This window comes from Acetobacterium wieringae (assembly GCF_001766835.1).
GTDB lineage: Bacteria > Bacillota > Clostridia > Eubacteriales > Eubacteriaceae > Acetobacterium > Acetobacterium wieringae.
The window spans coordinates 198,182-223,244 of sequence record NZ_LKEU01000033.1 but is presented as its reverse complement, the minus strand read 5'-3'; the positions used below and the strand labels follow the sequence as shown (position 1 = coordinate 223,244).

Here is a 25,063-nt window from a genome sequence, read left to right as displayed (position 1 = left end):
TAATTCAATTGTTATTATTTTTTGATCGCTTCAAACGGGCATTTTTCGAAACAGACACCACACTTGACACACACAGTCGGGTCAATGACAAAGGGGATTTTTTCTTTTTTGTTACCGCTAATGGCATTAACTGGACAGTTTTTCGCACAAAGTCCACAGCTCTTACAGTTTTCTTCGATAATTTCATAAGCCAATAACGCTTTACAGGAGCCAGCCGGACATTTTTTATCGCGGATATGGGCTTCATACTCATCCCGGAAATAATGCAGGGTACTTAAAACCGGGTTAGGAGCAGTTTGCCCCAGGGCGCACAAAGAAGATGCTTTGATATCCCGGGCCAGAGTTTCCAGTTCGTCAATATCACTCATGACACCTTTACCCTTGGTAATCTTTTCCAGAATATCTTTCATGCGTCGGGTTCCTAAGCGGCAGGGGGTACATTTTCCGCAGGATTCATCAACAGTAAATTCCAGGAAGAATTTGGCGATATCAACCATACAGGTGTCTTCATCCATAACAATCAGCCCACCGGAGCCCATCATCGCACCCAATTCGATTAACGATTCATAATCGATGGGGGTATCAATATGGCTGGCCGGAATACATCCACCAGAAGGTCCACCGGTTTGCGCCGCTTTAAATTGCTTGCCGCCAGGGATACCACCGCCGATTTCATAAACAACTTCCCGCAGGGTGGTGCCCATGGGGATTTCCACTAAACCAGTGTTATTGATTTTGCCACCAACGGCAAATACCTTGGTACCCTTGCTTCTTTCAGTACCCATGCTGGCAAACCAGTCGGCACCTTTTAATAAGATAACCGGAATATTGGCAAATGTTTCAACATTGTTCAGGATGGTCGGCTTTTGCCACAGTCCTTTAACCGCTGGGAATGGCGGTCGAACCCGTGGCTCGCCACGTTTGCCTTCAATGGAAGTCATCAGGGCGGTTTCTTCGCCACAGACGAATGCGCCAGCACCCAAGCGGATTTCCAGATCAAATTTAAAACCGGTATCTAAAATATTATCGCCTAATAAGCCATATTCACGGGCCTGATCAATGGCAATTTGCAGACGATGAACCGCAATCGGATATTCGGCCCGGACATAGACAAAACCATGAGTGGCACCGATGGCGTAGCCAGCGATGGTCATCGCTTCAATAACTGAGTGGGGATCGCCCTCTAAAACACTTCTATCCATAAAAGCCCCGGGATCGCCTTCATCGGCGTTACAGCAGACGTATTTTTCATCGTTAATCTGCTGGGCTGCAAAATCCCATTTAGTACCGGTGGGGAATCCGCCGCCGCCGCGGCCTCGCAGACCAGAATCTTTGATGGTCTGGATAACCTCGCCAGGAGACATTTCAGTCAGGGCTTTGGTCAGCGCCTTATAACCATCAAAGGCAATGTATTCATCAATTTCTTCAGGATTAATCCGGCCGCAATTTCTCAGGGCAACCCGTAATTGTTTTTTGAAGAAACTGGATTTTTCAATATCTTGTTCGTCTTCCTGAACCTGGCTGCTGGCTTCCAGCAAGCGGGTCACCAGACGGCCTTTTAAAAGATGTTCTTCGACGATTTCAGGGACATCTTTCACATCCACCCGGCAGTACATCGTACCTTCCGGGTAAATAACCATAATTGGGCCTTCTTCACACAGCCCAAAGCAGCCGGTTTGAACAACCTTCACTTCAGCATCAAGTTGATTTTTAACCAGCTTTTCATTTAATTCAGTCATTATTGCTTCAGAATTTGAAGAGGTACAACCTGTACCACCACAAACTAAAACATGGGAACGAAACAATTGCATGTAGTTTTCCTCCTCGTAAAATTTATATTATTGATTTTCTTTTAGGGTGTATTCCGAGCAAACCTTGCCATTGGCCAGATGCTCCAAAACAACTTTGGCAACCTTTTCTGGTGTCATATTTACGTAGGTAACCTTATGACCTTCTTTATCGATGATATCAACGATCGGTTCTAAACTGCAAACACCGATACAACCGGTAGCAGTGACGGTCACATTATGAATATCTCGCTTTTGGGTTTCGGTTAGAAAAGCTTGCATGACTGGACGCGCGCCAGCGGCAATCCCACAGGTCGCCATACCCACAACCACTCGGATCGAATCGTTGTCAGTACGCATGCCCACTTCTTTTAACGTTTTTTCTCTGATGGCCTCTAGTTCGGCAATGGTTTTCATAGGACACTTCCTCCTTCAGTTTTACAGCCTTCAATAATTTCGGGGATATCGTCTTTAGTCAGACGACCAAAAACTTTTCCATTAATGGTCAAAACTGGTGCTAAGCCACAGGCTCCCAAACAGCGACAGTCTTCAAGGGTAAATTCACCATCCTCGGTTGTTTCACCGACCCCAATTGCCAGAGTTTCTTTTAACTTGTCCAAAATCGGACCAGAACCTTTGACGTAACAGGCTGTTCCCATACAGATGGAAATCTTGTGCTTGCCCTTTGGATTCAAAGAAAAGAATGAATAAAATGAAATTACCCCAAACACCTCTGAAATAGGGACATTCATTTCTTTGGCAATGGTTTCCTGGGCTTCTACTGGTAAATAGCCATATAGTTCCTGGACCTCATGTAAGATCGGGATTAGTGCTCCCTTTGAATTCTTGTGCTTGGCAACGATGTCGGTAACTAAATGAGTTCGTTCATCTTTTTCCATGCAACCACGTGCATTTGCGTTCATAAAACCGCCTCCTTAAAGTTTTTTGTTTAATGAATTATAAAAATTCAAAAAAATAAACTCTAATCTGTGGAGATTAGAGTTTAAAACTAATGTAAAGGATTGCATGCCGGGCAATCCAAATAAAACAGCAAAATACAAATATTAGGAGTTACAGAATACAAATATTTTGCCCTTTTATTTTATAGTTTCTCCTTTCCACAATGGGAGGCATTACCGTTTCCAGTAATACCCTACGGATCAATGGTTCATAGATCGCAAAACAACGCAAACCCTTAGACTCCATTGATTTGGAGTAAATTCAATATTTGGTCACATTATACATGGGTACATATTCTTTGTCAAGCAAAGAATAACACGGAAAATATCGTAAAAATATAATATGTACGAAAATAAGAAAATAATACGAGGACTTTTTTGCGTCAGAAAGATTTTAGAATTGCTCAAAAAATGGTCGTAAATATGGGTTTTTAAATAAAAATATGCCAAAATAAGATTGAGTACGATCATTTTTGGAGATTGGTGATTTTCGTGATCAGCTAGAATCTCAAATCGGCGAGGCGCTTACAAGAGCTATAGACACGAAAACAGAAAAGCTTTAAAATCGATATTAATGAAATAAAGTGCAATGAGTTATTTTACTCGTTTTTTTTCCTAATTTTAGAATTCCAGAATTTAGAGGAAAATTTTTCCAGATTTCGAAGAACTGCAAATGATAATTTAATTTTTTTACACGGACTAATAAAATTTTTTAAACTTCCCATTTTTGAATCCCAAATTCTTCAAAGTGGAGGATGACGAACGGACACAAAACAAGATGGTCGAAAATTAAATTAAATAGTCGGAATAGATTTCACCTGAGAAAAGAGAGCGACACCCATAATTATTAAAGGTTGAAATAGTATTTTAAAGCCATTTGTCAGATAATGATCAGGAAATAAAAAGCTGTTTGTTACATAACAAACAATATTTTGGCGAAAAATATCGTTATCGATGAATTTAAGTAATCCAAATAATTCCTTGTTAAACATTTGACAAAAAAAGTGCTTTAATTTTAATTGCAAATTCATGCTACATTCGATATAGTTATTTATAGTTACGTTTTATATTGTATTACTTTGAATGAAATGTTATTGTCATTTTGTTGCTGTGAGATTGTTAATTTTAAGCCAAAGTACAAAAAAATCCTGATGGGGTAAAATTTCAATGGTTTTGGGGTGACGGCGATGTTATTTCTGATAAAAAATTTGACAGTTACGGACATCGAGTTTATAATTCAAAAGTTAAAAAGGCGAACGATAACATCGTTAAATAAATAATTAACAATGTTTAAATTTTGATATTTTGTTAAGTTTCTTTTGTCTGACAATTAACAAACAAATTATTGTTGGAGATAAAAAAATTCTCGATAGGTAATCATAATTATGAATGATGGTGTAAAATTTAGTAATCACTGCCTCCAATAAATGCGGAAAGTTTCAACAAATACCCTGATATTATGTCGCTTTTTAAGCAATATAACTTAAGAAAATTTAAGTAAAGTCGAAAAATACATAAAAATTCGGGTATTTTTGAATGAAATCACACGTACTGGGAATAAGATTTCCCTGAATAATCGTAAAAATCAAATTGTTAAATATCGGGTTTATTCAGATTAGAAAGATCCAGAGAATAATATTAAATGCATTTAATGTTGTGGAGCAATGCCGTTCGAAAAAAATTTTTTGGAAAAAAGCAGTGTTTCATTAGCAGAATTCAATTCTAAAGAAAGCTGATAGGGATGCAATTATAACGGAACAATGGTATGATTTATTTAGAATGATCGGATAATCAAAGCGAATGACTTTCTCGACTCAGTCGAGAGGATGGGAGTACGTGTGAACTGGGATTGTTTAATTGTCGATGATGAAGTGGAACTGGCGAAAGCAACCTGTGAATATTTTGAAATGTTTGGCCTGAGCTGTGCTGTTGTAACGAATTCTGATGATTGCGTTATGTTTATGGAAAATAATCAGGTTAAACTGATTTTGCTGGATATCAATCTGGGAAATGACAGCGGTTTTGAATTGTGCAAAGCACTTCGAAAAAATACCGACGTGCCAATTCTTTTTATCAGCGCCCGACAGAGTGATGATGACGTTCTGATTGCCCTGAATATCGGTGGGGATGACTATATCAAAAAGCCTTATTCTCTGAGCGTTTTGCTGGCCAAGGTAAAGGTCATCATCAAACGCTATGATGGGGTGGGGCAAAAAAACTGGAGCAGTGATGAGTTCAGCTTGCAATCAGACGGGCCGGATCGTTGCGGCAACCTGAGAATTGATAAGGACGCCATGAAGGTCTATCGCAATGAAGAAGATGTCGGTTTTAAAACCAAGGAATTCAAGCTGTTTTTATACCTTTATGAAAATAAAAACCGGGTGATCGCCAAAGATGAGTTGTTTGCCAAAATTTGGGGGGATGCATTTTTCAGTGACGGTACCCTGAATGTCCATATCCGCAAAATTCGCGAGAAAATTGAAGAAAATCCCAACCAGCCGCAGTTGATTAAAACTATCTGGGGGATCGGATATATGTTCGAGACTCAGGAAAACCAATAGCACTGGTTGCGCTTTTTACATAAAAGAGAATATTCAGTCGAGGAAATGTATGAAAATAAGAAATATGGTGATTCTGTTTACGGTGATAATAGTTGGCGCTTATCTGGCTGCAATCACCACCATCAATACCAGCCAGATCAATCAAGTGGATATTACCGAGATTAACCAGGTCACTAAAACCATTGAGCAGGACTGGCACGCTGGCGATACAAAAAAATCCGGTACAAAGGGGGAACTGGCCTACCAGATCGCCCTGGTGACGGAAGAAACCTATCAGGCTGTCTTATTTGACGCTATTAAGAATCATCAGACGATCATCGATTTGACCAAAACTGCAGCAGATGGCCAGCAAGAAATGCTGGGCAAGATCATCTTTTTGACCGATGGCAACGAAGAAACGGCTTTAAAAAGAAATCTGATCGTACTGATTACCCTTACCTTCGGGTTGGTGCTGCTGATGGTTTATTTGCTTTTGGGGAAGGTACATACGTCAATTCTTAAGCCCTTTGGGGTGATGAAAGCGTTTGCTAAAAAAATTGCCGACGGTGATCTGGAGTTTCGGCTGCCGATGGACCGGGGCAATTACTTTGGCGCTTTCACTGAAAGTTTTGATCTGATGCGGGAAGAGCTGAGAAAGGCCCGGCAGGGCGAATATCAGGCCAATATCAGCAAGAAAGAGCTGGTGGCGGAACTGTCACACGATATTAAAACCCCGGTGGCCACCATTAAAGCGATCTGCGAACTGCTCGAGATCAAGCTGACTCAATTGCCAGCAGGGGATTTATCGGGATCAACGGCAACAACGATCAGCGAGAGTATCGAAAAAATTACTGTGATCGATGCCAAAGCAGATATCATTGATGCCCTGATCAGCAATCTCTTCCACGCCACCCTGGAAGAACTGGAAATGCTAAAGGTCAATGTCAGTGAGCAACCCAGTACGGTGATCGTTTCGATGTTTAAGGAAATGGATAATTTTGGAAAAATCCAGTTTAAAAATGAACTGATACCGTGCCTGATTTTTTGCGATCCGCTGCGGCTGGGTCAGGTGATTGACAATGTCCTCAGCAACTCCTATAAGTATGCCAATACCGATATCGATATCTGGTTTGATCTGGATAAAACGAATAAAAAGCTAACTGTTACGATCAAAGATTATGGGGCAGGGGTCGATCCCGATGAATGTCCACTGGTATGTGAAAAGTTCTTCCGGGGTTCCGGGGAAATGATCCAAAATACCCCGGGATCCGGGCTGGGCCTCTATCTGGCCAGGCAGTTTATGGCCGCCATGGGTGGTAGCATCCGCTGCTATAATGAGGAGGGCTTCACGGTGGAACTGGACATCAGGGTGGTGTAAGAATCTTCCCAGTTAAGAAATAGATAAGGATTTAATAAGAGTTGGCAAAAGACCGATTAAGAACATATGAAATATAATTAGGCCATGGAAAGCAAAAGCCGACCATGGTCTTTTATCTTTGGGATAAAGATCCAATCAATCAATCGGGAGGAAGATATGTCAAACACCATTTTAAAAGCAGAAATGCTCAGTAAAACCTATTCAAACGGCAGCATCATGCAGCACGTTTTAAAGAACCTCAACATTGAAATCAAAGCCGGTGACTTTACTGTCATCATGGGGAGCTCGGGTTCGGGAAAATCGACCCTGCTTTATGCCCTGTCGGGGATGGACAAGCCGACCCTGGGAACTATCGATTTTAGGGGCGAAGTGATTTCCAACTATTCCAATGATCAGCTGGCGGTATTTCGCCGAAAGCATTGCGGCTTTGTGTTTCAGCAGATCTATCTCAATGATACGATGACGGTGCTCGATAATATTATGATTTCGGGCTTGCTGGTCAGTCGCAACAGAAAGGCCGTCGCCGCCCGGGCTAAGGAACTCCTCCAGCAGGTGGGGTTAAGTGATGTCAGCTATCAAAAATATCCCTCTCAGCTTTCCGGCGGCGAAGCCCAGCGGGTGGCGATTGTCCGGGCGCTGATCAATGCCCCGGAAATCGTCTTTGCCGATGAACCCACCGGAGCGCTCAATTCGACCAATGCCATCAACGTACTGGATGTGATGACTGAGGTGAATGCCGCCGGTCAAAGCATTATCATGGTGACCCATGATATCAAAACGGCCCGCCGGGCCAACCGCATTCTGTATTTAAAAGATGGGGTCATCATCGACGAGCTGAGTCTGGGAACCTATTGCAAGGATGATCCGGATCGCCATCTAATCCTCCGGGAATTTCTGGAAAGGATGGGCTGGTAAGATGAGCGTTCTGATGATTGCAACCAATAATATCAAAAAGGCCAAGGTGGCCACAGCCACCCTAATCATTTTGATTGCCATTGCTACTATTTTTCTCTATGTGGGAATATCGGTGCTGGCCAATATAGATCGCTTTATCGATCAGAAAAATGCCAAAATCAATGGTGCCCACCAGATTTTTATTACAGATGGTGTTCATGATCAGGAAATTCAGGAAATTTATCAGTCCATTCCGTCTTATTCCTACAGTGAAAGGGAAGAGGGGATGATGTCGATATCGTCCTCATTTCAAAATATCAACACGGGGGAAGAGGCCAACAGTATTCCGGCGGTTTTTCTAAATCTCGATACCGAGCGGAAGATATCCCAGGTGAAGATTATCGATCCGGTCGAGAATATGCCGAAAAATGGGGTCATTGCGCCTTATGTTTTAAAAGCAGCCAACGGTTATCAAACCGGGGATACCCTGAAAATGACGGTGGATGAAGTCAGTACTGAGCTTGAGATCGCCGGTTTCTATGAAGATCTGATGTTTGCCAGTCCTTCCAATGTCAGTATGTATAAATTATATGTAGGTGATCAGCAGTTGCAGGAGTTTTTGGCGCAGCCTCAGTTTGGCTCAAAATGCAGCTACTTCGCAGTAATGACAACTGACATCAATAACACCGAAGCCTTTGAATCGGAATATGTCAAAGAAACAAAAAACAGATTACCAGAAGGGACGGGCAGTTACGTTTCTATTTGTTACGGAACAACAAAAACGGGAGTGTCCATTTTTATCAACATCATTATGGCGGTGCTGGTATCCTTCTCGATTATTATTCTGGCGATTGCCGCCATCGTCATCAAGTTTTCCACCACCACTCACATTGAAAACAACATTAAAAATATCGGCACTTTGGAAGCCATGGGCTATACAACCCGGCAGATTCTCAACTCGATTTTGGTGGAATATCTGTTGATGACTGCTGTTGGCTTTATGGTGGGGCTAGGCGCCGCATTGTTAATTTCGCCGGTGATCACCAATGTGGTGTCTTCGTCAATCGGGCTGCGTTGGGCCACCGGGCTTTATCCCCAGGCGGTGCTGGTCAGCTTCGGTGTGATTATGCTGGCGGTATTGGGAATTTCCTATGTCAGTGCGGCAAAAATCAAAAAAATCACCCCCTTAACAGCCTTGCGCAGCGGTATCGAAACCCATCATTTTGGGAAAAATCGCATTCCTCTGGAAGCGACCCGATTCAACCTCAATACCACAATGGGTTTTAAAGCACTTCTTTTTAATAAACGGCAGAATCTCATCACTGGGCTGATCATCATGCTACTGAGTCTGGTAACCGTCTTTGCGCTGGCGTCGTACTATAATTTTTCGGTCGATAAAACCGCCATGATCAAACTAATCGGACTGGAAACCGCTGAAGTTGAAGTGAATGCTGTAGACGATGAAAAAACAATCTTTGCAGAAATTGCCGCAATGCCGGAGGTCGAAGATACCATCCGGTTAGTTTCCTTTGATGGCGTGATTAAATTTAAAGATAAGGAAAGCAGTGCCATGACCCGAGTCACCGAAGATTACAGCCGCCTGAAAGTTGATACCTGTGTAAAGGGGCGGATGCCGGTGTATGATAATGAAATTGCCATCACCAGTATTGTACTGGGTAAGCTGGGTGCTCAGATGGGTGATACGGTATCGATCGATTACAACGGTATTAACTGCGAATTCCTGGTGGTAGGAGTCATTCAACAGTTTAATGCGTTGGGAAAAGCCACAGCCATCACCACCGCCGGAATGAAAAAACTGCTGCCGTCCTATCGGGAACAAAACCTGATGGTATATCTGGCTGAGGGTCAGGATACCGAAAAATTCATCACCAAAATAAATAATCAATATGGATCCGAGAAAATAAAAACCAACAGCTATTTTGAGTCCGCCGAGATGATGTTGGATTCCTTTGAAGCGTCGATAAAAATTATCGTCACTGGTTGTTTAGGGATAATTGCTGTGATTATTGTGTTCGTTCTGTTTCTGGTGATCCGGGTGCGGATCTTGCGGGAGCGGACCCGACTGGGGGTGTCCAAGGCTCTTGGTTTTACCGCCAATCAGCTGATTGGTCAGATCTTAATCAGTCAGATGCCGGTTATTATCGGGGCTGCGGTGGTCGGAGCCATTGCTGGCTATTTTGCCACTAATCCGTTGCTGGCCCTGATGCTTTCGGCCAATGGGATTCTCAATTGCGATTTTTATGTGAACCCCGGCCTGGTGCTGTTTACGGCAATTGGCATCAGTCTGCTGGGGCTGGCAACGGTGTTGATTGTTGCCGGTAAGATTAGAAAGATCAGCCCCTGCCAGATGTTTGAAGAAGGGGTGGATTAAGACTGATGCCGGAGCTCGGAAATAGCTAGCGTCAGAAAATCGCTGGCTGCGCCGGAACTGTTCTCAAGAGAAGCATGATCCACTATTGAAAAAAGGTGACGCAACTGGTATGATGAGAAAAATGCCCGTTCAGAATCAGGCAGTATGAGGAAGCCGGATTGGAACAGAGAGGATTGTGACCCATGCCATTTGAAATCATCCGCAACGATATTACTAAAATGACGGTGGACGTCATCGTCAATGCCGCCAACAGTGGCTTGAAAATGGGCGGCGGGGTTTGTGGGGCGATCTTTGCCGCTGCCGGGGCCGAGGCGCTCCAGGCCGAGTGTGACCAGATTGGTGGCTGCCCAGTGGGCGAAGCCGTGATCACTGACGGTTACCAGTTGCCGGCAAAAAAGATCATCCATACCGTCGGGCCGGTTTGGCAGGGCGGTGGTGCCGACGAGGCCCGGCTGCTGCACCGGGCCTATACCCGTTCGCTAGAGTTGGCCCTGAAACATCATTGTAAGAGCATTGCTTTTCCCTTGATATCGTCGGGCATCTATGGCTATCCCAAGGATCAGGCCTTGAAGATTGCGGTAGCGGCCATCACAGAATTTTTGCTGGAACATGAGATGTTTATTTATCTGGTGGTTTTTGATAAGAAAGCCTTTGCTTTCAGTGAAAAGCTATTTACCGATATCGAAAAATTTATTGATGATCATTATGTGGATGAACATCCGATTTATGAACGCAATATGGAATTCGAGCCGGAGCTGCCCAGCTATAATCGCAGCCAAATGCGGGCTCAAGTCGAAAAATTGGCCGAAACCCGGCCCTTTATGCCAGCTCCGGCGGTATCAGTCAAACGAAGTCTGGCCGATGTGCTGGGCCAATTGGATGAGTCCTTTTCAGAGATGCTGTTGCGGCTGATTGATGAAAAGGGCATGACCGATGTCGAGACTTATAAAAAAGCCAATATCGACCGGAAACTGTTTTCCAAGATCCGTAGCAAGAAAGATTATAATCCCAGCAAGGCCACTGCCATCGCCTTTGCCATTGCCCTGGAGCTAAGCCTTGACGAGACCCATGATCTGCTGGGGCGGGCGGGCTATGCCCTGTCCCACAGCCATATCTTTGATCTGATCATTGAATATTTTATCAGTGCCGAAAATTATAACATCTATGAAATCAACGAAGCCCTCTTCGCCTTTGATCAGGCATTGCTGGGGGCCTGATTGTCGTTTTAAAAGCGACCACCAGCCAGATCAACCGTGTTATTCTCTACTTATCAAAGAAACGGAGGATAATATCATGAAAACAAACCAAACAAGTAAAACGGAACTGGTCTTTATTCTGGATAAAAGCGGCTCGATGTCAGGATTGGAAAGTGACACCATCGGCGGTTATAATGCCATGCTTAAAAAACAGCAACAGGCGCCTGGCGAGGCCCGGGTCACGACCATACTTTTTGATGATGGTTATGAAGTGCTTCATGACCGGATTGATATTCATGGGGTTGCCCCGATTACTGAAAACGACTATTATGTCGGCGGTTGCACTGCTCTGTTGGATGCGATCGGAAAAACCATTCACAAGATTGCCAATGCCCAGCGTCATACTCAGCCGGAGCATCGCTCCGATCAGGTCATTTTTGTGATCACTACCGATGGCCTGGAAAACGCCAGTCAGGAATATTCCTATGAAAAAATTAAGCGTCTGATTGAACTGGAGAAAACCCAGTATCAGTGGGAATTTATTTTCCTGGGGGCCAATATTGATGCCATCGAAACCGCCGCCCGGTTTGGGATCGGTGCTGATCGAGCCGCTAATTATCATGCCGATAGTCAGGGAACCCAACTGAACTATCGGGTGGTCAGTGAGGTGGTCAGTGAAATGCGGGCCTGCAACCCGATTCCGGCCAACTGGAAGGCTGAAATTGATGAGGATTACAAACGGCGGGGAAAAAATTAGAAGCGGGAGAGATTAAGAAGCAAATATGAACAGGTATGTCAGTCTTATCAATGAAACCGTTGATTATATTGAAAAAAACATCACCCGAGCCCTTACACTGGAAGAGCTGGCGGAACATTTCTATGTCTCGGCCTTTCACTTCAATCGGATCTTTAAGACCGTGGTTGGGATCAGTTTAAAGCAATACATCCTGGGACGTAAGCTGACCCAGTCATTGGAGCGGCTGGATCACAGGGATGCAGCTGTGATTGATGTCGCCTATGACTTTGGCTTTGAATACCCGGAGGTATATAGTCGGGCCTTTAAAAAGCAGTTTGGGATCTCACCTTCTGTTTATAAAAAAGAAAAAAATGCCGGCGTTCGGGTGGAAAAAATCGCTGTGGTGGAACGGGATATTATTAATTACAAAGGGACACTGGTGCTAAAAGAAAGTTTTGTCTATCGCCAAGCCATCCCGTTACAGGGGCGAAGTATTGAAGTCAACCGCGGGGATGAAAGCTTTGCGGTTGATCTCAATCGCTTTGGCAGTCAATTTTTGACCGAAACCGGCCAATATGAAGGGCTTGATCACAATTGTTTTTTCACGATTGTCAATTGTCATGGCAGCGAAGATGAGGGCTATACCGTATTTTATGGAAAACAGACCGAAAGTAACAATTTTGATCAGCGCTTGACAGTGCGGATCATTCCTGAGGGCTGGTATATGAGCTTTACGTATCGTGGTGATATGTTTAATATTGGCGAAACCTTTGAAGAAGATCTGTACCGGCTGATTATGATTAAAGAAATTGAAATTAAACCCATTGGCATCGGCATGATCAACATTTACCGGGCGGACTATTTTCAGACCAATGCTGTTGAAATCCTCATCCCAGTCAAAAAGCGGCTTTAAATAGCAAGAAATGTCATGAAAAATACTCCGAAAAGATTTAGGATGGTAGTGACCAACTAAATGATGATAAGGAGTAAAGCATGATGTTTGATTTAAGCGGAAAAGTTGCTGTCGTTACCGGTGCCAGCCGAGGTGTGGGGCGAGGTATCGCCCTTGGATTGGGTGAAGCAGGTGCCACCGTTTATGTGACCGGCCGGGAAAAACGGGAATATCCCTTACCAGAATTTTTGAATCGGTCGACCTTGGCGGACACCGCAGCGGCCATCAATCAACTGGGGGGAGAGGGGATTGTTCACTATTGTGATCATTGCGATGACGAAGCGGTGAAGACCCTCTTTGAACGTATCACAAAGGAACAGGGCCGATTGGATATTCTGGTAAATAATGCCTGGGGCGGAGGCATTCATGCCATGAGCGATTACTTTTTCAACACCCCGTTTTGGGAACAGCCGGTTGCCTTATGGGATGATCATTACCAGGTGGGCGTGCGTTCAAATTATGTCGCCGGCAAATATGCGGCAGCGCAGATGGTCAAGCAGAACAGTGGTTTGATCGTGAACATATCGTTTTATGGCGGTCAGCGGTATTTCAATAATGTTGCCTATGGCGTCTGTAAAGCCACTATCGACAGGATGTCAGAAGATATGGCCCATGAACTGAAACCCTATGGCGTGACGGTCGTCTCCCTTTATCCCGGGAATGTGAGCACCGAAGGGATGGTTGAATTGGCCAAATATAATGAAGCGGTTGAGCTGTCAAAAATGGAAAGTCCCCAGTTTGTTGGGCGGAGTATTGCGGCCCTTGCCCAGGATGAACAAAGGCTGCGTGAGACCGGAAAAATCCTGATTACGGCAGAATTAGCCGATTACTACGGTTTTACCGATATAAACGGCAATCACCCGGAGTCCCTGAGAAGCCTATTATGGGAGGACTAATAAAATATGGCTAAAAAAATGAGATCCGGGCATTGATATGTTTATCAACTTCCGGATCTCTGATTATGTACAGTGAGTTAGAATTTTTCAGTTTTTCAAGTGTTCTTTAATCAGTATTCAGGGCTACCTCTTTGATTGCTTCATCGATGGTGGCGTGGGCCAGGAGGTAGCCGTTTTGGTTCGCACGTTTTGAATTCTCATTTCACACGCATGCGGTTTATTTCCAGTGAATCGCCCGGTTTTCCGTCGCCAGGGCCGCTTCTTTAATTGCTTCCCCGACCGTGGGGTGAGCATGGATGGTAGAGATGATTTCTTCCACCGTGGATTCCAGCCGCAGCGCCAGGGCGCCTTCGACAATCAGGTCGGTGGCCCGGGGGCCCAGAATATGAACGCCTACCACTTCTTTATATTTTTTATCAGAGATGATTTTGATCATTCCCTCGGTAGACCCCATAATCAGTGACTTGCCATTGGCGGCCAGCGGAAAGCGGCCGATGGAATAGTCTTTTTCCCGACCCCGGATATCTTCTTGAGTCAGACCCACACTGGCGAATTCGGGGTTGGTGTAAACACAGGAGGGGTTGGTTTTTTCGTCATAGATAGCCTCATGGCCCAAGGCGTTTTCGGCGGCAACTTCCCCTTGCTGCGAGGCCACATGGGCCAACATTGTTTTCCCCAGACAATCGCCGATGGCGTAAATATTTGGGGCGTTGGTCTGCATTTTCGGATTAACAAGAATGCCTTTTTTATCGGTTTTAATGCTTGTGTTATCCAGTCCCAGTGTTGATAATTCGGCTTTTCGGCCAATTGCCACCAATACCTTTTCGCCGATGATGGCACTGTTGTTGCCATCCTTGTTGATGTTAACAGTCACCTTATTGTCATTGTCGTCAATCGACACTACCTGGGTACCGGTTAAAATCTCAATCCCATCTCGCATCAGTTTTTTTCGTAGCATTTCTCCCAGTTCGCCATCCATCAGTGGCAGGATCCCCGGCTGCATTTCGACAATCGTTACTTTGGAGCCAAACTGATTATAAACCGATGCCATTTCTACACCGATGACGCCGCCGCCGATAATCACCAGACTTTCCGGAACTTGAGCCAGTGACAGTGCCCCGGTGGAATCGATGCAATCGGGATGGTTGATCCCGGGAATCGGTGGCAGGGCAGGGATTGATCCGCTGGCAATGATAATTTTATCCGGCCGCAGTTCGTCCGTTTTTCCCGATGGTTCCGTGACCAGCAAGATTTCATCGCTTAAAAATTGGGCGGTGCCAGTGATGATCTTAACGCCGTTGGCTTTTAGCAGACCCTTAACGCCGCCCGACAACTTGGTACTGATCTGTTCCTTGTGTTTTTGAATTTTCGTCCAGTCAAAACCTGCTTCAGGGATGATTAGGCCAATTTGGGCAGAATTTTTGGCTTCGGTCAGCACCTCGGCAGAATGGAGCAGGGCCTTGGTGGGGATACACCCCACATTTAAACAGGTGCCCCCCAGCTTGTCTTTTTCGATCAGGGTAACCTGGGCGCCCAGCTGGGCTGCCCGAATGGCCGCCACATATCCTCCGGGGCCACCGCCGATGATTGCTAGATGTGTCATAGATTTACCTTCTTTCACAGTCTTAAACCAGCAGTAGCGAGGGGTTTTCAAGATATTCCCCGATCCGCTGCAGGAACTGAGCAGCCAGCATGCCGTCGATGATGCGATGGTCAGCGGTGAGGCTCAGATTCATCATTGGCCGGATGGTGATTTGACCACCAATAACCACCGGTGTATCAACCATCGCATCAATCCCTAAAATTGCCAGCTCCGGTTGATTGATAATCGGTGAAAAGGAAGTGATCCCATAAGCCCCCAGGTTAGTCAGGGTAAAGGTGCCGCCGACCAGGTCATCCATTTGGGTGCAACCGGCTTTGGCATCGGCAATCAGCTTTTCAGTTTCAGCAGCGATTTGAGAAAGCGGCTTGCTGTCGCAGTTTTTCACATTGGGTACCAATAGTCCGGAATCCAGACCGATGGCCAGACCGATATGGGCGTGAGGATGAAGGACCAGGTTATCATCAACCAGGCTGCCATTAATATGCGGATACTCCAGCAAGGCCTGGGCGCAGACCTTCATGATAATATGATTAAAGGTCAGCTTGAGCCCCCGTTTATCAAATTCCGGCTTTAGTTTAGCACGGAATTCCTTCATGGCAGTGGCATCGACTGGCCGGGTATAGGTGACCCGGGGCGAGATACTCCAGCTTTCGCTCATCCGTTTGGCAATGGTTTTACGCATACCTTTAAGCAGGATGGTTTCTGGGGCTGCTTCGATTGTTGACGATTCAGTTAACCGGGCTTCCACATCTTTTTTCATAATCCGACCATCGCCAGTCACGGTGCTAAGATCAAGTCCCGACGTCTCAGCCATTTTTTTAGCAACCGGGGATACAGAAATTTTCAGGTCAGCTTCGGCTACCGGGGTATAATTGTTGACATCGTCCACGGTGATGCTGCCCTTGGCACCGGTGCCGGTGATTAAGGAAAGATCAATGCCCTTTTCTTTAGCCAGTTTTTTAGCCAGCGGGGACGCATTGATCCGCCCGCCAGCGGTTTTGACCGGCGTTTCACTGCGAACAGTAACCTCGATGGGCGCTGCTTCCTCAGCCGCCTGGGGAGTTGTACCGCCGGATAAGCCGGAAATATCTTCATTGGCTTCACCAATGATGGCAATCGGTTCCAGACAGGTAACGGTGGCACCGTCACCCTCGATGATTTTTAGCAGTACCCCGGCTTTGGGGGATTCAAATTCATTGGTCAATTTATCGGTTTCGATTTCGCAGAGAATATCGCCTTCAGCAATGGTGTCGCCAACAGCTACATTCCAGCTGCCAATGGTGCCTTCTGTCATTGTCAGCCCAAACTTGGGCATGACGATTAATTGTGCCATAATAACCTCCGTAATTTTTTGATTTCATGGATAACCTTAAAAATTAAGCCATCACTTCCTTGACGGCATTGTAGATGTCGACGTCGTTGGGCAGGACAAAGTTTTCCAGGTTGGGCGCAAAGGGAATTGGGGTATCCAGAGCGTTGACCCGTTTGATCGGGGCATCCAGATTAAAGAAGCAGGCTTCGGAAATCATCGCCGCCAGTTCTCCGGCAAAGCTGCCTCGTTTGACTTCTTCAGTGGCAATGACCACCCGGGTCGTTTTTTCAATGGAGTTAAAAATCATCTGTTTATCCAGTGGATAAAGGGTTCGGGGATCGATGACTTCGACAGAAATCCCTTCCTGTTCCAACTTGGCAGCGGCTTTTAAGGCATCATGAACCATCTTGCCGGTGGCTACCACGGTTACATCGGTACCGGATCGTTTGATGTCGCCGACGCCCAGTTTAATTGGTACAATCACATCATCGACGTCCCCTTTCATTCCATACATCGCCTTATGTTCGACGAACATAACCGGATCTTCATCATCGATGGCGCCAAGCATCAGACCAAGAGCGTCCTGTGGGGTCGATGGATAAACGACTTTTAATCCGGGAACATGTGTTAACCAGGCTTCTAAAGACTGAGAATGCTGAGCGGCAGCACTGACGCCACCACCACCGGGTAAACGGACTACCATCGGCACGGAAATATTGCCCCCAAACATATAGCGCATTTTAGCAGCCTGATTGACCAGCTGATCCATCCCGACGGTTAAGAAGTCAATAAACATCAGCTCGGCAATGGGGCGCAGCCCGGTGGCTGCTGAACCGACGGCACAGCCGATGATAACCCCTTCTGAAATGGGGGTATCGCGAACCCGCTTATCACCAAATTCGTCGAAAAGTCCGGCCGTGACACCGAAACAGCCACCAAAAGCCCCGACGTCTTCGCCGAAAATACATACATTTTCATCTTCTTGCATGCGAATCCGCATGCCCTCACGAATGGCTTCGCCATAAGTCATTTTTTTCATCTTGAACGAACCTCCTCAACAATATCAAAATAAATATCTTTAACCGCACTGGATAATTCCGGATAAGCACTGGCATTGGCGAATTCAATCGCTTCGGCAATTTCTTTGACGACAGAGTCCTGAAGGTCGGATAGTTCTTCGGCCGTGAAAAGGTCGCTGTCGACCATGTATTTTTCAATCCGTGGCATCGGATCTTTTTTCATCCACATTTCCTGCTCTTCGATGGGTTTGTATTTACCGGCATCGCCTTCGAAATGTCCCCGTTGACGGTAGGTTTTACACTCGATCAGGGTTGGACCCTGGCCGTTGCGAGCCCGTTTAACGGCTTCAACAGCGGCTTCGTGCACGGCAATTACGTCATTGCCATCGACTGAAATGCCGGGAATACCATAAGCGGTACCACGGTCAGCGATATCTTTAATGGCTTGATGACGGGCCTGGCTCATCGAAATGCCATAACCATTGTTTTCGCAGACAAAGATAACCGGCAGTTTCCAGATACTGGCCAGATTCATCGATTCATGGAAGGTTCCCTGATTAGTGGAGGCATCGCCAAAAAAGCAGACGCAGACCTGATCGGTTCCCCGGTATTGAGCGCTGAAACCGGCGCCAACAGCCAGATTATGGCCTGCGCCGACGATACCATTGGCACCTAAAATACCCTTGGTGGCATCGGCAATGTGCATCGAACCGCCCTTGCCCTTGCAATAGCCGGTTTCTTTTCCGTAGAGTTCCGCCATCATATATTTCAGATCGCCGCCTTTGGCAATGATATGACCATGACCGCGGTGGGTACTGGTGATGTAGTCGGCATCGTTAAGGGCCTGGCAGACGCCGGTGGCAACCGCTTCTTCACCTAAATAGAGGTGCACAAAACCGGGGATCGCCCCTTCGGCAAAAAGGTTCATGGCCTTTGTTTCAAATTCCCTGATCCGTTTCATGCGGATGTACATGTCTTTGATAATTGCTTTATCAAGTTTCATAAATTCAATAGTCTCCTTTTTTGTATTATCCAAAGATTTTAGATGACTTAACTAATAACAAGAACCGTGCCAACTTTTAAATTCAGCGTGAATTTTTTTGAAATGGCTTTAAAATAGGGTTTGATTTGAGAATGGGATTTTTTGAACAAAAAAAGATACGCCAGATTGATCAGGCGTATCTCATATTTGCGAATCGATTGTCGCAAAAATGAGAAAAATCTCACATTTGCGACAGATAACGGAAATCCTTGATATCGATCTTGTATTTTTTTATTTTGCGGTACAGCGAAGCCCGGCTCAGACCCATCATTTCGGCGGAGGCTTCCACACAGCCATGGGTTTCTTTGAGGATTTTCTCCAGATTGGCCTTGACCAGGTCATCCAGGGTCGGGCCGGTGGCCATTGGCAGGACACTGGTTTCGACGAACTGACGGGGGGGCGGGGTCGGCAGGTAATCGCTGGAGATAATCGGCTCGGGACAGAGGTAAAAGGTTCGTTCGATGTAATTCTGCAGTTCTCTGACATTGCCCGGCCAGGGATGCAGCTTCAGACCTTCCAGAAATTCTTTGGACAAGCTTTTATTATGCTCCGGATATTCCCGATTGAGGCGATCGAGGAAGTGGGAAGCGGCCCAGACAATATCATCGCCCCGCACCCGCAGCGGTGGAATGTGCAGATAAATCACATTGAGACGGAAATAGAGATCTTCCCGGAAGCTTTTGTTTTTAACTTCCTGCTCCAGATTACGGTTGGTGGCAGCGATAATGCGGATATTCAGCTTGCGTTCGGTTTGGCTGCCGATCCGGGAAACGGTACAGGTTTCCACCACCCGGAGCAGTTTGGCCTGAACTTCCAGTGGCATTTCGCCGATTTCATCAAGAAAAATGGTACCGCCTTCGGCCAGTTCAAATTTTCCCGGCTTGCCTTCGTTAAGCGCCCCGGTAAAGGCTCCTTTGCAATAGCCAAACAGTTCGCTCTCGACCAGATCCCGGGGCAGGCAGGCGCAGTTGACGACAATAAAGGGGCCTTGGGAAAAGGCACTGGCCCGGTGAATGGCATGGGCAAACATTTCTTTACCAGTACCGCTTTCGCCTTCGATCAGGATACACTTTTTAAAACGGGCCATTTTTTCAGCCGTTTTGATAATCATCCGCATCTGAGGGTTTTGGGTGATGATGTCGGAAAAGGTATAGATGGCGACGTTGCCGCTGACCCGGTTGACGGCGCTGTGAAGATGCTTGATCTCCCGGATGCCGATGGAGTAGCCCTGAATCTGATCGTTTTCCAGAATTCTTGAAATATTGGCGCTGCACTGAATTTTCTGGCTGCCGATATGGGCGGTGACATCGGTATAGTAATGGGTGGTTTCATCACTATTCCAGATTTCACAGCCTATGTCCATTTTTTTAAAGATTTTTTTAAAGCCGATCGTATTAAATTCATCCATATTTATCCGCAGGACCTTCTGGGCGCCGACATTCATCCACTGCAGATTGAGGTTTTCATCGGTGACCAGAATCCCATCTTCAGTGCTGTCCAGCGAGGCTGACATGGACCGGTAGGTATGAGAAAGTGCCAGTTCATTCTCGATGCTGTAGGCCGCCGCCACTACGATTCCCAGGGTATGGGAGTGGAGCTTATGGCTTTCCCCGGACATATTAAGAACGCCGATGATTTCGCCCTTGACATTGTGAATGGTGGTGGCCGAACAGGTCCAGGTATGGTGGGAAACACAATAGTGCTCAGCACCGACCACGTGAACCGGGCCATCTTCATCCAGGGCGATGCCGATGGCGTTGGAGCCCACCGCCGCATTGGTCCAAACGGTGCCCTTTAAAAACCGCAACTCGGAAGCCCGCATACTGACCACCTCATCACCGATGGTGTCCAGGAGGACGCCGTTTTTGTCAGTTAAAACCAGTACAAAATGGGAGGATAAAACGATTTCATAAAGATTCTGCATAATCGGCTGGGCGATTTTGATGAGTTCCCGGTTTTGGGCCAGAACCTGGGCCAGCTGGCAGGCATCAATGCTTTCGCCCTTACCAGCGTTCACATCCAGGTTGATTTCTTGACAGTATTCCCAGGAACGTTTAATAATTGGCCGGGTGTTGCTATCGAGAATGCCATGTTCAACAAAGTTTGTCCAATTATCTTTTAGTTTATTCAGATCAGGTTCCATCTTAATTAATCCTTTCTGGAAAGAATACGGCAAAACAGCGGAAGAATGGTATGATCGCAGAGAATCCGATTGGCGGCAAGAAGGCAACGGCAGCATTAATGTGCAGATAAAGCCGATTCACGGCGTCAGGCGATGTTCTTACTGCCCTTATTGACTCACATTATAGCGGAGTTTTTAAAATAAATCAAAAATAATCGTAAAAAATAATAGAAACTGTAATTTATTGAGCAGGTTTTACAATACCGTCAGATCGTATGGGGTTGGTGAAAATGCCGATTTATGCTATATTAATGAAGTGAAACGAATTAATCAGTAGTGTTTAAAAATAAATGATCGTTTAGGAGGTGCTTATGAACATCGAAATGAGACCATTAAGTCAGGCCGATTTAAAGCAGGCCGCTGCAATATGGAATTTTATTGTTGAGGAAGCCAATAGTTTTCCCGGGGATCAGGTACTTTGTGAAGCGGAAGCAGCCGCAATGTTTGCCCAGCAGACCGCCACGGTGTGTGCTTTCCAGGACAATGAAGTTGTTGGACTCTATATCCTGCATCCCAATAATATTGGCCGCTGCGGGCATATTGCCAATGCCTCGTTTGGGGTTAAACCGGCCTATCGGGGGAAGGGCATCGGACGCCAGCTGGTGGAAGATTGCCTTAAGCGTAGCCAGGATAAGGGTTTTAAGGGGCTTCAGTTTAATGCCGTGGTATCCACCAATTATCCGGCCATCACCCTGTACTTAAAGCTGGGCTTTAAAATCATCGGAACCATTAAAGATGGTTACCGACTAAAAGATAATCGTTACGTGGATACCCTAATTTTTCTTAAAAGCTGGTAAGTGGGTTGTGGCGAAAAAAATAGCAGAAAGGGTGTGGAACGAATCGAACTGTTAAAATTGGCAGAAAAGGACTTTGAAAAAGTATATGCGCTGATGGAGGAAGCTTTTCCCGTGGAGGAAGTCAGGCCGCCGAAAAATGCAAAAGCTCAGCTGCGAGATCCCCGATACAGCATTTTGATTTCAAAAAATGAAGCAGATCAAATGCTTGGTTTTATTGCCCGGTGGGATTTGGGAACCCGTATTTTTGTGGAACATTTTGCGGTGGATTTAAGACTTCGGGGTGGTGGCATCGGTTCTGGGATGATGCGGGCGTTCTTATCCCAGGCGGAAAAACCGGTGGTCATTGAAGTGGAAGATGAAAAAACAGAAACCAATTTAAGACGCATTCATTTCTATTTGCGGCTGGGCTTTCATTTATCTCAATATGGTTATGACCAGCCAGTTTATCGGGGCGATATGAGTAAAAAAATTCCGCTGAAGCTGATGACCTATCCAACCCCCCTCACAGCAGCCGGTTTTGAGACATTTAAAAAGCAGGTCTTTACCCAAATCTACAAGATTATCAAAACGTAACAAATAAAAAGGATGAATCGCCTGATTCATCCTTTTATCGTTATTTTTAGAGCAGCGTCACCTGGTTTTTGCCACTACTTTTGGACTCATAAAGGGCTTTATCGGCGCGACGGAGGATGGTATCTTCGGTATCAATATCGATTGCCTGGGTTATTCCGATGCTGACGGTGATATTGAATTCGGAAAGCATGGGATCATTGACAATTTCAAGCCGCAACGCCTCCATTTTTTCAGCCGCCAAAACTCCAGCAAGGTAAATGATGCCGCTGAATTCGTCACCACCCCAACGGGTGATCAGATGATCACTGAGGGCGGCCTTACACAGGGTCATCACATGGATTAAAATCTTGTCCCCCTGTAAATGGCCGTAGGTATCGTTAACGTCTTTAAAATGATCCAGATCCATTAAGAAAACGGACCAGGCACCCCGGGTCTCATCGCTTTGGGCCAGGGTGGCTGTTAAATGCTGATCAAAATCCTTGCGATTGGAGAGGATACCCAGATTATCGAGCAAGGCCAGCTTCTTCATTTGCTGGTCATTTTTTTTGATAATCCGCTGAACAATAATCAGCACCGAGGTCAGCACCAGGATCACAACAAAGAGATCATAATACAATTGCTGATTAAAAGACTGGGCCAGTTCCGAGGTATCTTTTCGGACGATTAGCGTCCAGTCCAACTCTTCAATGTAATGACTGATGATATATTGCTGATTATATAAGTCATCATCGTTAAAGACGTTGATGGCATCGGTTTTATTATAGAGCTCCGGTCCGATTGCAGCATAGATGTCGAGATCGTTGATGTTTTGATTTTCAATCAGATTGGGATTGGTGTGGGCCTGGATCAAACCCGTTTCATCAACCAGAAAGGCTTCCAGGTCATAGTCCCGTTCAAAATTTTCCAGCAGTTCCTGAACATAGGTCATTTCAATGCCAACCCCGGCCACCCCCATCAAGTTGCCCTGTTCGTCAAGGATTTTGCAATTGATAAAGATGGTAAGGCGCTGGTTATCGACCTGATCCTGATCCACGTCCAATACATAAAGCTTATCCTGATTGATAAAATCATAGTACCATTGATCATGGTCATCCTGGGGTGAAATGGTTTTAAACAAGCCGTTGTAATGAAAATAATTCAGTGATTGGGCAGAAATCAGAAAGACGGAATGATAATTATATTTGCTTCGGATACCTTCCAGATAATCAATGATTTCTGGATTGCGTTGCGGGTCTTCCTGGGCTAGCCACTGTTTGACAAAGCTGTCATTAGCCATGGTCAGGCTGACAAAAATCGGTTTGGTCAGTTCGTTATTGATTTCCGAATAAATATTGGTGGAGGTGAGTTTGGAAATATTGAGCACATCATCTTTAATGATTTTGCTGTAGGTGGTAAAGCTGAAGAACACAATCGCCACAATACCAATGAGGATAATCAGTGAGATGAGCAGTCCGACTTTATTACGTTGTTTCATAATGGCCTCGTCAGATTCGTTTTATTTCAATTTTTAACATTAAAAAGAGGTTTTGTCAATCATAATTAACAAAACCTCTTTTGATTGGGTCTGGCCATGATTTGATTCATCGCAGGTGTCAGATCGTCAGATCGATATGCTGGATGGTTCCGGCCGAACCATTTTCGTTTAAATAGATCCCGGTGCGCTGGAGTTGGCCGTTAGTCTGATTGTTGGCGCCTTTAAGGGCAAAGCTGGTATTGACGTTACCCAGATAAATGGCACCGATCCCTTTTTGGCCCAGAGCCATCAAAACATCTTTACCAGCAGCATCTTTGGACCAGATTTGCAATTTGTCATAAATAGCATCATTTTCATCGATCCAGTTATTGCCATCGGTATCGTACTTAGCCAGATCGTCAAAACCGTTGCCGCTTTGCGGCCCGAAGAGTTCGCTGCCGTCATTAATAGTGCCGTCTTCATTGAGATCCAGGGCCAGAAAGCCGCTGCCGGGACCGACAAAAGAAATTTGGTCGAGGCTGCCGTTGGCATCAATATCAAAGGCATATTTTTGCTCAGAGAGTGAGGCACTGCCAGTTCCGAAATTGATGACCAGCGGGTCGACTTGAACGGGTTCATTGCCAGCTTTGATATCCAGATTGGACTGGGAGATGAATTCCCGACTGAGATTTAATTGCAGATCGATATTGATCTGTCGGCCATCGGCAGTTGTGACGGCTGCCTGGGCCTGAAATGACGTGCTCTGGGCTTCATAGTGGGTGACACTCTGATGGTATTCAAAGCCACCACTGGCAGGAACGCTGTTGCGGGGTTGTGCACCGGCTAAACCCTGAGCCCATCCGGCGGCAGCACTCAGCAGTGAACTCCGGGTGGAATAGGCACTTTGGATCGCCTGACTCATTTTCGGGTCTTCCAGAGTGGCTTTTTTGGGCACCACAAATCTGATTTTTTTCTTGGTCAGTGCCTCAATCATCCGTTTTAGCAGGGTCAGCTGTTGTTCTTCCTTACTGGTCAGGGAGGAGGTTTCCTCCTCTTCGGCTGGGGCCGCCGATAGTGGCGCCGGGTTGTTTAACTGCAGATTTTTAGCCGCTTCTGATATTTCAAGGGTATCCATTCCCTTTGCTGAAGAAATGGTTGTGGTTGTCGTTTTAGAGTTGCCCTGAGCATCCCAGCTACGCAAGGATTCGACCGTTTTGGTGGCTTCCTTATAACTGCTTTGGCTGGCCATTGTAACGTTTGAACTTTCGATTTTCATAAATCCACCTCCATGTTTTTACGAAATGATTACGCAAGAAATAGACGCAATCCGCTAACATGGATATCGGCTGATT

The 25,063-nt window shown here is 45.7% G+C and carries 19 protein-coding genes, 1 pseudogene and 1 riboswitch; of the genes and pseudogenes, 10 read left to right on the top strand and 10 right to left on the bottom strand.

What is annotated here, in order from left to right:
* Window positions 1-14 precede the first annotated feature (14 nt).
* The 3 genes and pseudogenes from nuoF to ACWI_RS12135 all read right to left on the bottom strand — a co-directional run.
* A pseudogene (gene nuoF / locus ACWI_RS12145) lies at window positions 15-1,823 on the bottom strand (NADH-quinone oxidoreductase subunit NuoF); the annotation flags it as partial.
* A gap of 15 nt (window positions 1,824-1,838) precedes the next feature.
* Window positions 1,839-2,204, bottom strand: coding sequence for a (2Fe-2S) ferredoxin domain-containing protein (locus ACWI_RS12140; protein WP_070371701.1), 366 nt, complete (start codon window positions 2,202-2,204; stop codon window positions 1,839-1,841).
* A complete protein-coding gene (locus tag ACWI_RS12135) occupies window positions 2,201-2,710 on the bottom strand; it encodes an NADH-quinone oxidoreductase subunit NuoE family protein (RefSeq protein ID WP_070371700.1) in 510 nt (169 codons plus the stop codon). The genes ACWI_RS12140 and ACWI_RS12135 overlap by 4 nt, the downstream gene beginning before the upstream one ends.
* 172 nt (window positions 2,711-2,882) lie before the next feature.
* Window positions 2,883-3,015: riboswitch (molybdenum cofactor riboswitch) on the bottom strand.
* A gap of 1,569 nt (window positions 3,016-4,584) precedes the next feature.
* On the opposite strand from ACWI_RS12135, the gene ACWI_RS12130 reads away from it, so the two are divergent.
* The 8 genes from ACWI_RS12130 to ACWI_RS12095 all read left to right on the top strand — a co-directional run bounded on the left by ACWI_RS12130 (window position 4,585) and on the right by ACWI_RS12095 (window position 13,730).
* A complete protein-coding gene (locus tag ACWI_RS12130; RefSeq protein WP_070371699.1) occupies window positions 4,585-5,307 on the top strand; it encodes a response regulator transcription factor in 723 nt (240 codons plus the stop codon).
* Between the two features lie 49 nt (window positions 5,308-5,356).
* The gene (locus ACWI_RS12125; RefSeq protein ID WP_070371698.1) at window positions 5,357-6,664 is read left to right on the top strand and encodes a HAMP domain-containing sensor histidine kinase; all 1,308 of its coding nucleotides are present in this window, start codon (window positions 5,357-5,359) and stop codon (window positions 6,662-6,664) included.
* 156 nt (window positions 6,665-6,820) lie between these two features.
* A complete protein-coding gene (locus tag ACWI_RS12120) occupies window positions 6,821-7,579 on the top strand; it encodes an ABC transporter ATP-binding protein (protein WP_070371697.1) in 759 nt (252 codons plus the stop codon).
* Window position 7,580: 1 nt separating this feature from the next.
* Entirely contained in the window at window positions 7,581-9,950 is a 2,370-nt protein-coding gene (locus ACWI_RS12115) for an ABC transporter permease (protein WP_070371696.1), read from the top strand.
* Between the two features lie 182 nt (window positions 9,951-10,132).
* A complete protein-coding gene (locus ACWI_RS12110; protein WP_070371695.1) occupies window positions 10,133-11,167 on the top strand; it encodes a macro domain-containing protein in 1,035 nt (344 codons plus the stop codon).
* 76 nt (window positions 11,168-11,243) lie between these two features.
* Window positions 11,244-11,903, top strand: a complete 660-nt coding sequence (locus ACWI_RS12105) for a vWA domain-containing protein (protein WP_070371694.1) — start codon at window positions 11,244-11,246, stop codon at window positions 11,901-11,903.
* A 25-nt stretch (window positions 11,904-11,928) separates the two neighbouring features.
* Complete coding sequence (locus ACWI_RS12100) at window positions 11,929-12,795, top strand: AraC family transcriptional regulator (protein WP_070371693.1); 867 nt, start codon at window positions 11,929-11,931, stop codon at window positions 12,793-12,795.
* 80 nt (window positions 12,796-12,875) lie between these two features.
* On the top strand, window positions 12,876-13,730 hold the full coding sequence (locus tag ACWI_RS12095) for an SDR family NAD(P)-dependent oxidoreductase (protein ID WP_207648653.1): 855 nt from the start codon (window positions 12,876-12,878) through the stop codon (window positions 13,728-13,730).
* A 217-nt stretch (window positions 13,731-13,947) separates the two neighbouring features.
* On the opposite strand, the gene lpdA is transcribed toward ACWI_RS12095, so the two are convergent.
* The 5 genes from lpdA to ACWI_RS12070 form a co-directional block, all read right to left on the bottom strand.
* The gene (gene lpdA / locus ACWI_RS12090) at window positions 13,948-15,333 is read right to left on the bottom strand and encodes a dihydrolipoyl dehydrogenase (RefSeq protein WP_070371692.1); all 1,386 of its coding nucleotides are present in this window, start codon (window positions 15,331-15,333) and stop codon (window positions 13,948-13,950) included.
* A 22-nt stretch (window positions 15,334-15,355) separates the two neighbouring features.
* Complete coding sequence (locus ACWI_RS12085) at window positions 15,356-16,666, bottom strand: dihydrolipoamide acetyltransferase family protein (protein ID WP_070371691.1); 1,311 nt, start codon at window positions 16,664-16,666, stop codon at window positions 15,356-15,358.
* 43 nt (window positions 16,667-16,709) lie between these two features.
* On the bottom strand, window positions 16,710-17,684 hold the full coding sequence (locus ACWI_RS12080) for an alpha-ketoacid dehydrogenase subunit beta (protein ID WP_070371690.1): 975 nt from the start codon (window positions 17,682-17,684) through the stop codon (window positions 16,710-16,712).
* Complete coding sequence (locus ACWI_RS12075; RefSeq protein ID WP_070371689.1) at window positions 17,681-18,667, bottom strand: thiamine pyrophosphate-dependent dehydrogenase E1 component subunit alpha; 987 nt, start codon at window positions 18,665-18,667, stop codon at window positions 17,681-17,683. Before ACWI_RS12075 ends, ACWI_RS12080 begins: the two co-directional genes overlap by 4 nt.
* Before the next feature lie 220 nt (window positions 18,668-18,887).
* Entirely contained in the window at window positions 18,888-20,849 is a 1,962-nt protein-coding gene (locus tag ACWI_RS12070) for a sigma-54-dependent Fis family transcriptional regulator (RefSeq protein WP_070371688.1), read from the bottom strand.
* A 350-nt stretch (window positions 20,850-21,199) separates the two neighbouring features.
* On the opposite strand from ACWI_RS12070, the gene ACWI_RS12065 reads away from it, so the two are divergent.
* Together ACWI_RS12065 and ACWI_RS12060 are read left to right on the top strand one after the other, a co-directional pair.
* On the top strand, window positions 21,200-21,685 hold the full coding sequence (locus ACWI_RS12065) for a GNAT family N-acetyltransferase (protein WP_070371687.1): 486 nt from the start codon (window positions 21,200-21,202) through the stop codon (window positions 21,683-21,685).
* Window positions 21,686-21,718: 33 nt separating this feature from the next.
* Window positions 21,719-22,258 (top strand): GNAT family N-acetyltransferase, encoded by a 540-nt coding sequence (locus ACWI_RS12060; RefSeq protein WP_139142366.1) that lies wholly within the window; start codon window positions 21,719-21,721, stop codon window positions 22,256-22,258.
* Window positions 22,259-22,304: 46 nt separating this feature from the next.
* On the opposite strand, the gene ACWI_RS12055 is transcribed toward ACWI_RS12060, so the two are convergent.
* Complete coding sequence (locus tag ACWI_RS12055; RefSeq protein ID WP_084633661.1) at window positions 22,305-23,732, bottom strand: sensor domain-containing diguanylate cyclase; 1,428 nt, start codon at window positions 23,730-23,732, stop codon at window positions 22,305-22,307.
* 118 nt (window positions 23,733-23,850) lie between these two features.
* The gene (locus ACWI_RS12050) at window positions 23,851-24,987 is read right to left on the bottom strand and encodes a hypothetical protein (RefSeq protein WP_070371685.1); all 1,137 of its coding nucleotides are present in this window, start codon (window positions 24,985-24,987) and stop codon (window positions 23,851-23,853) included.
* Window positions 24,988-25,063: the final 76 nt, after the last annotated feature.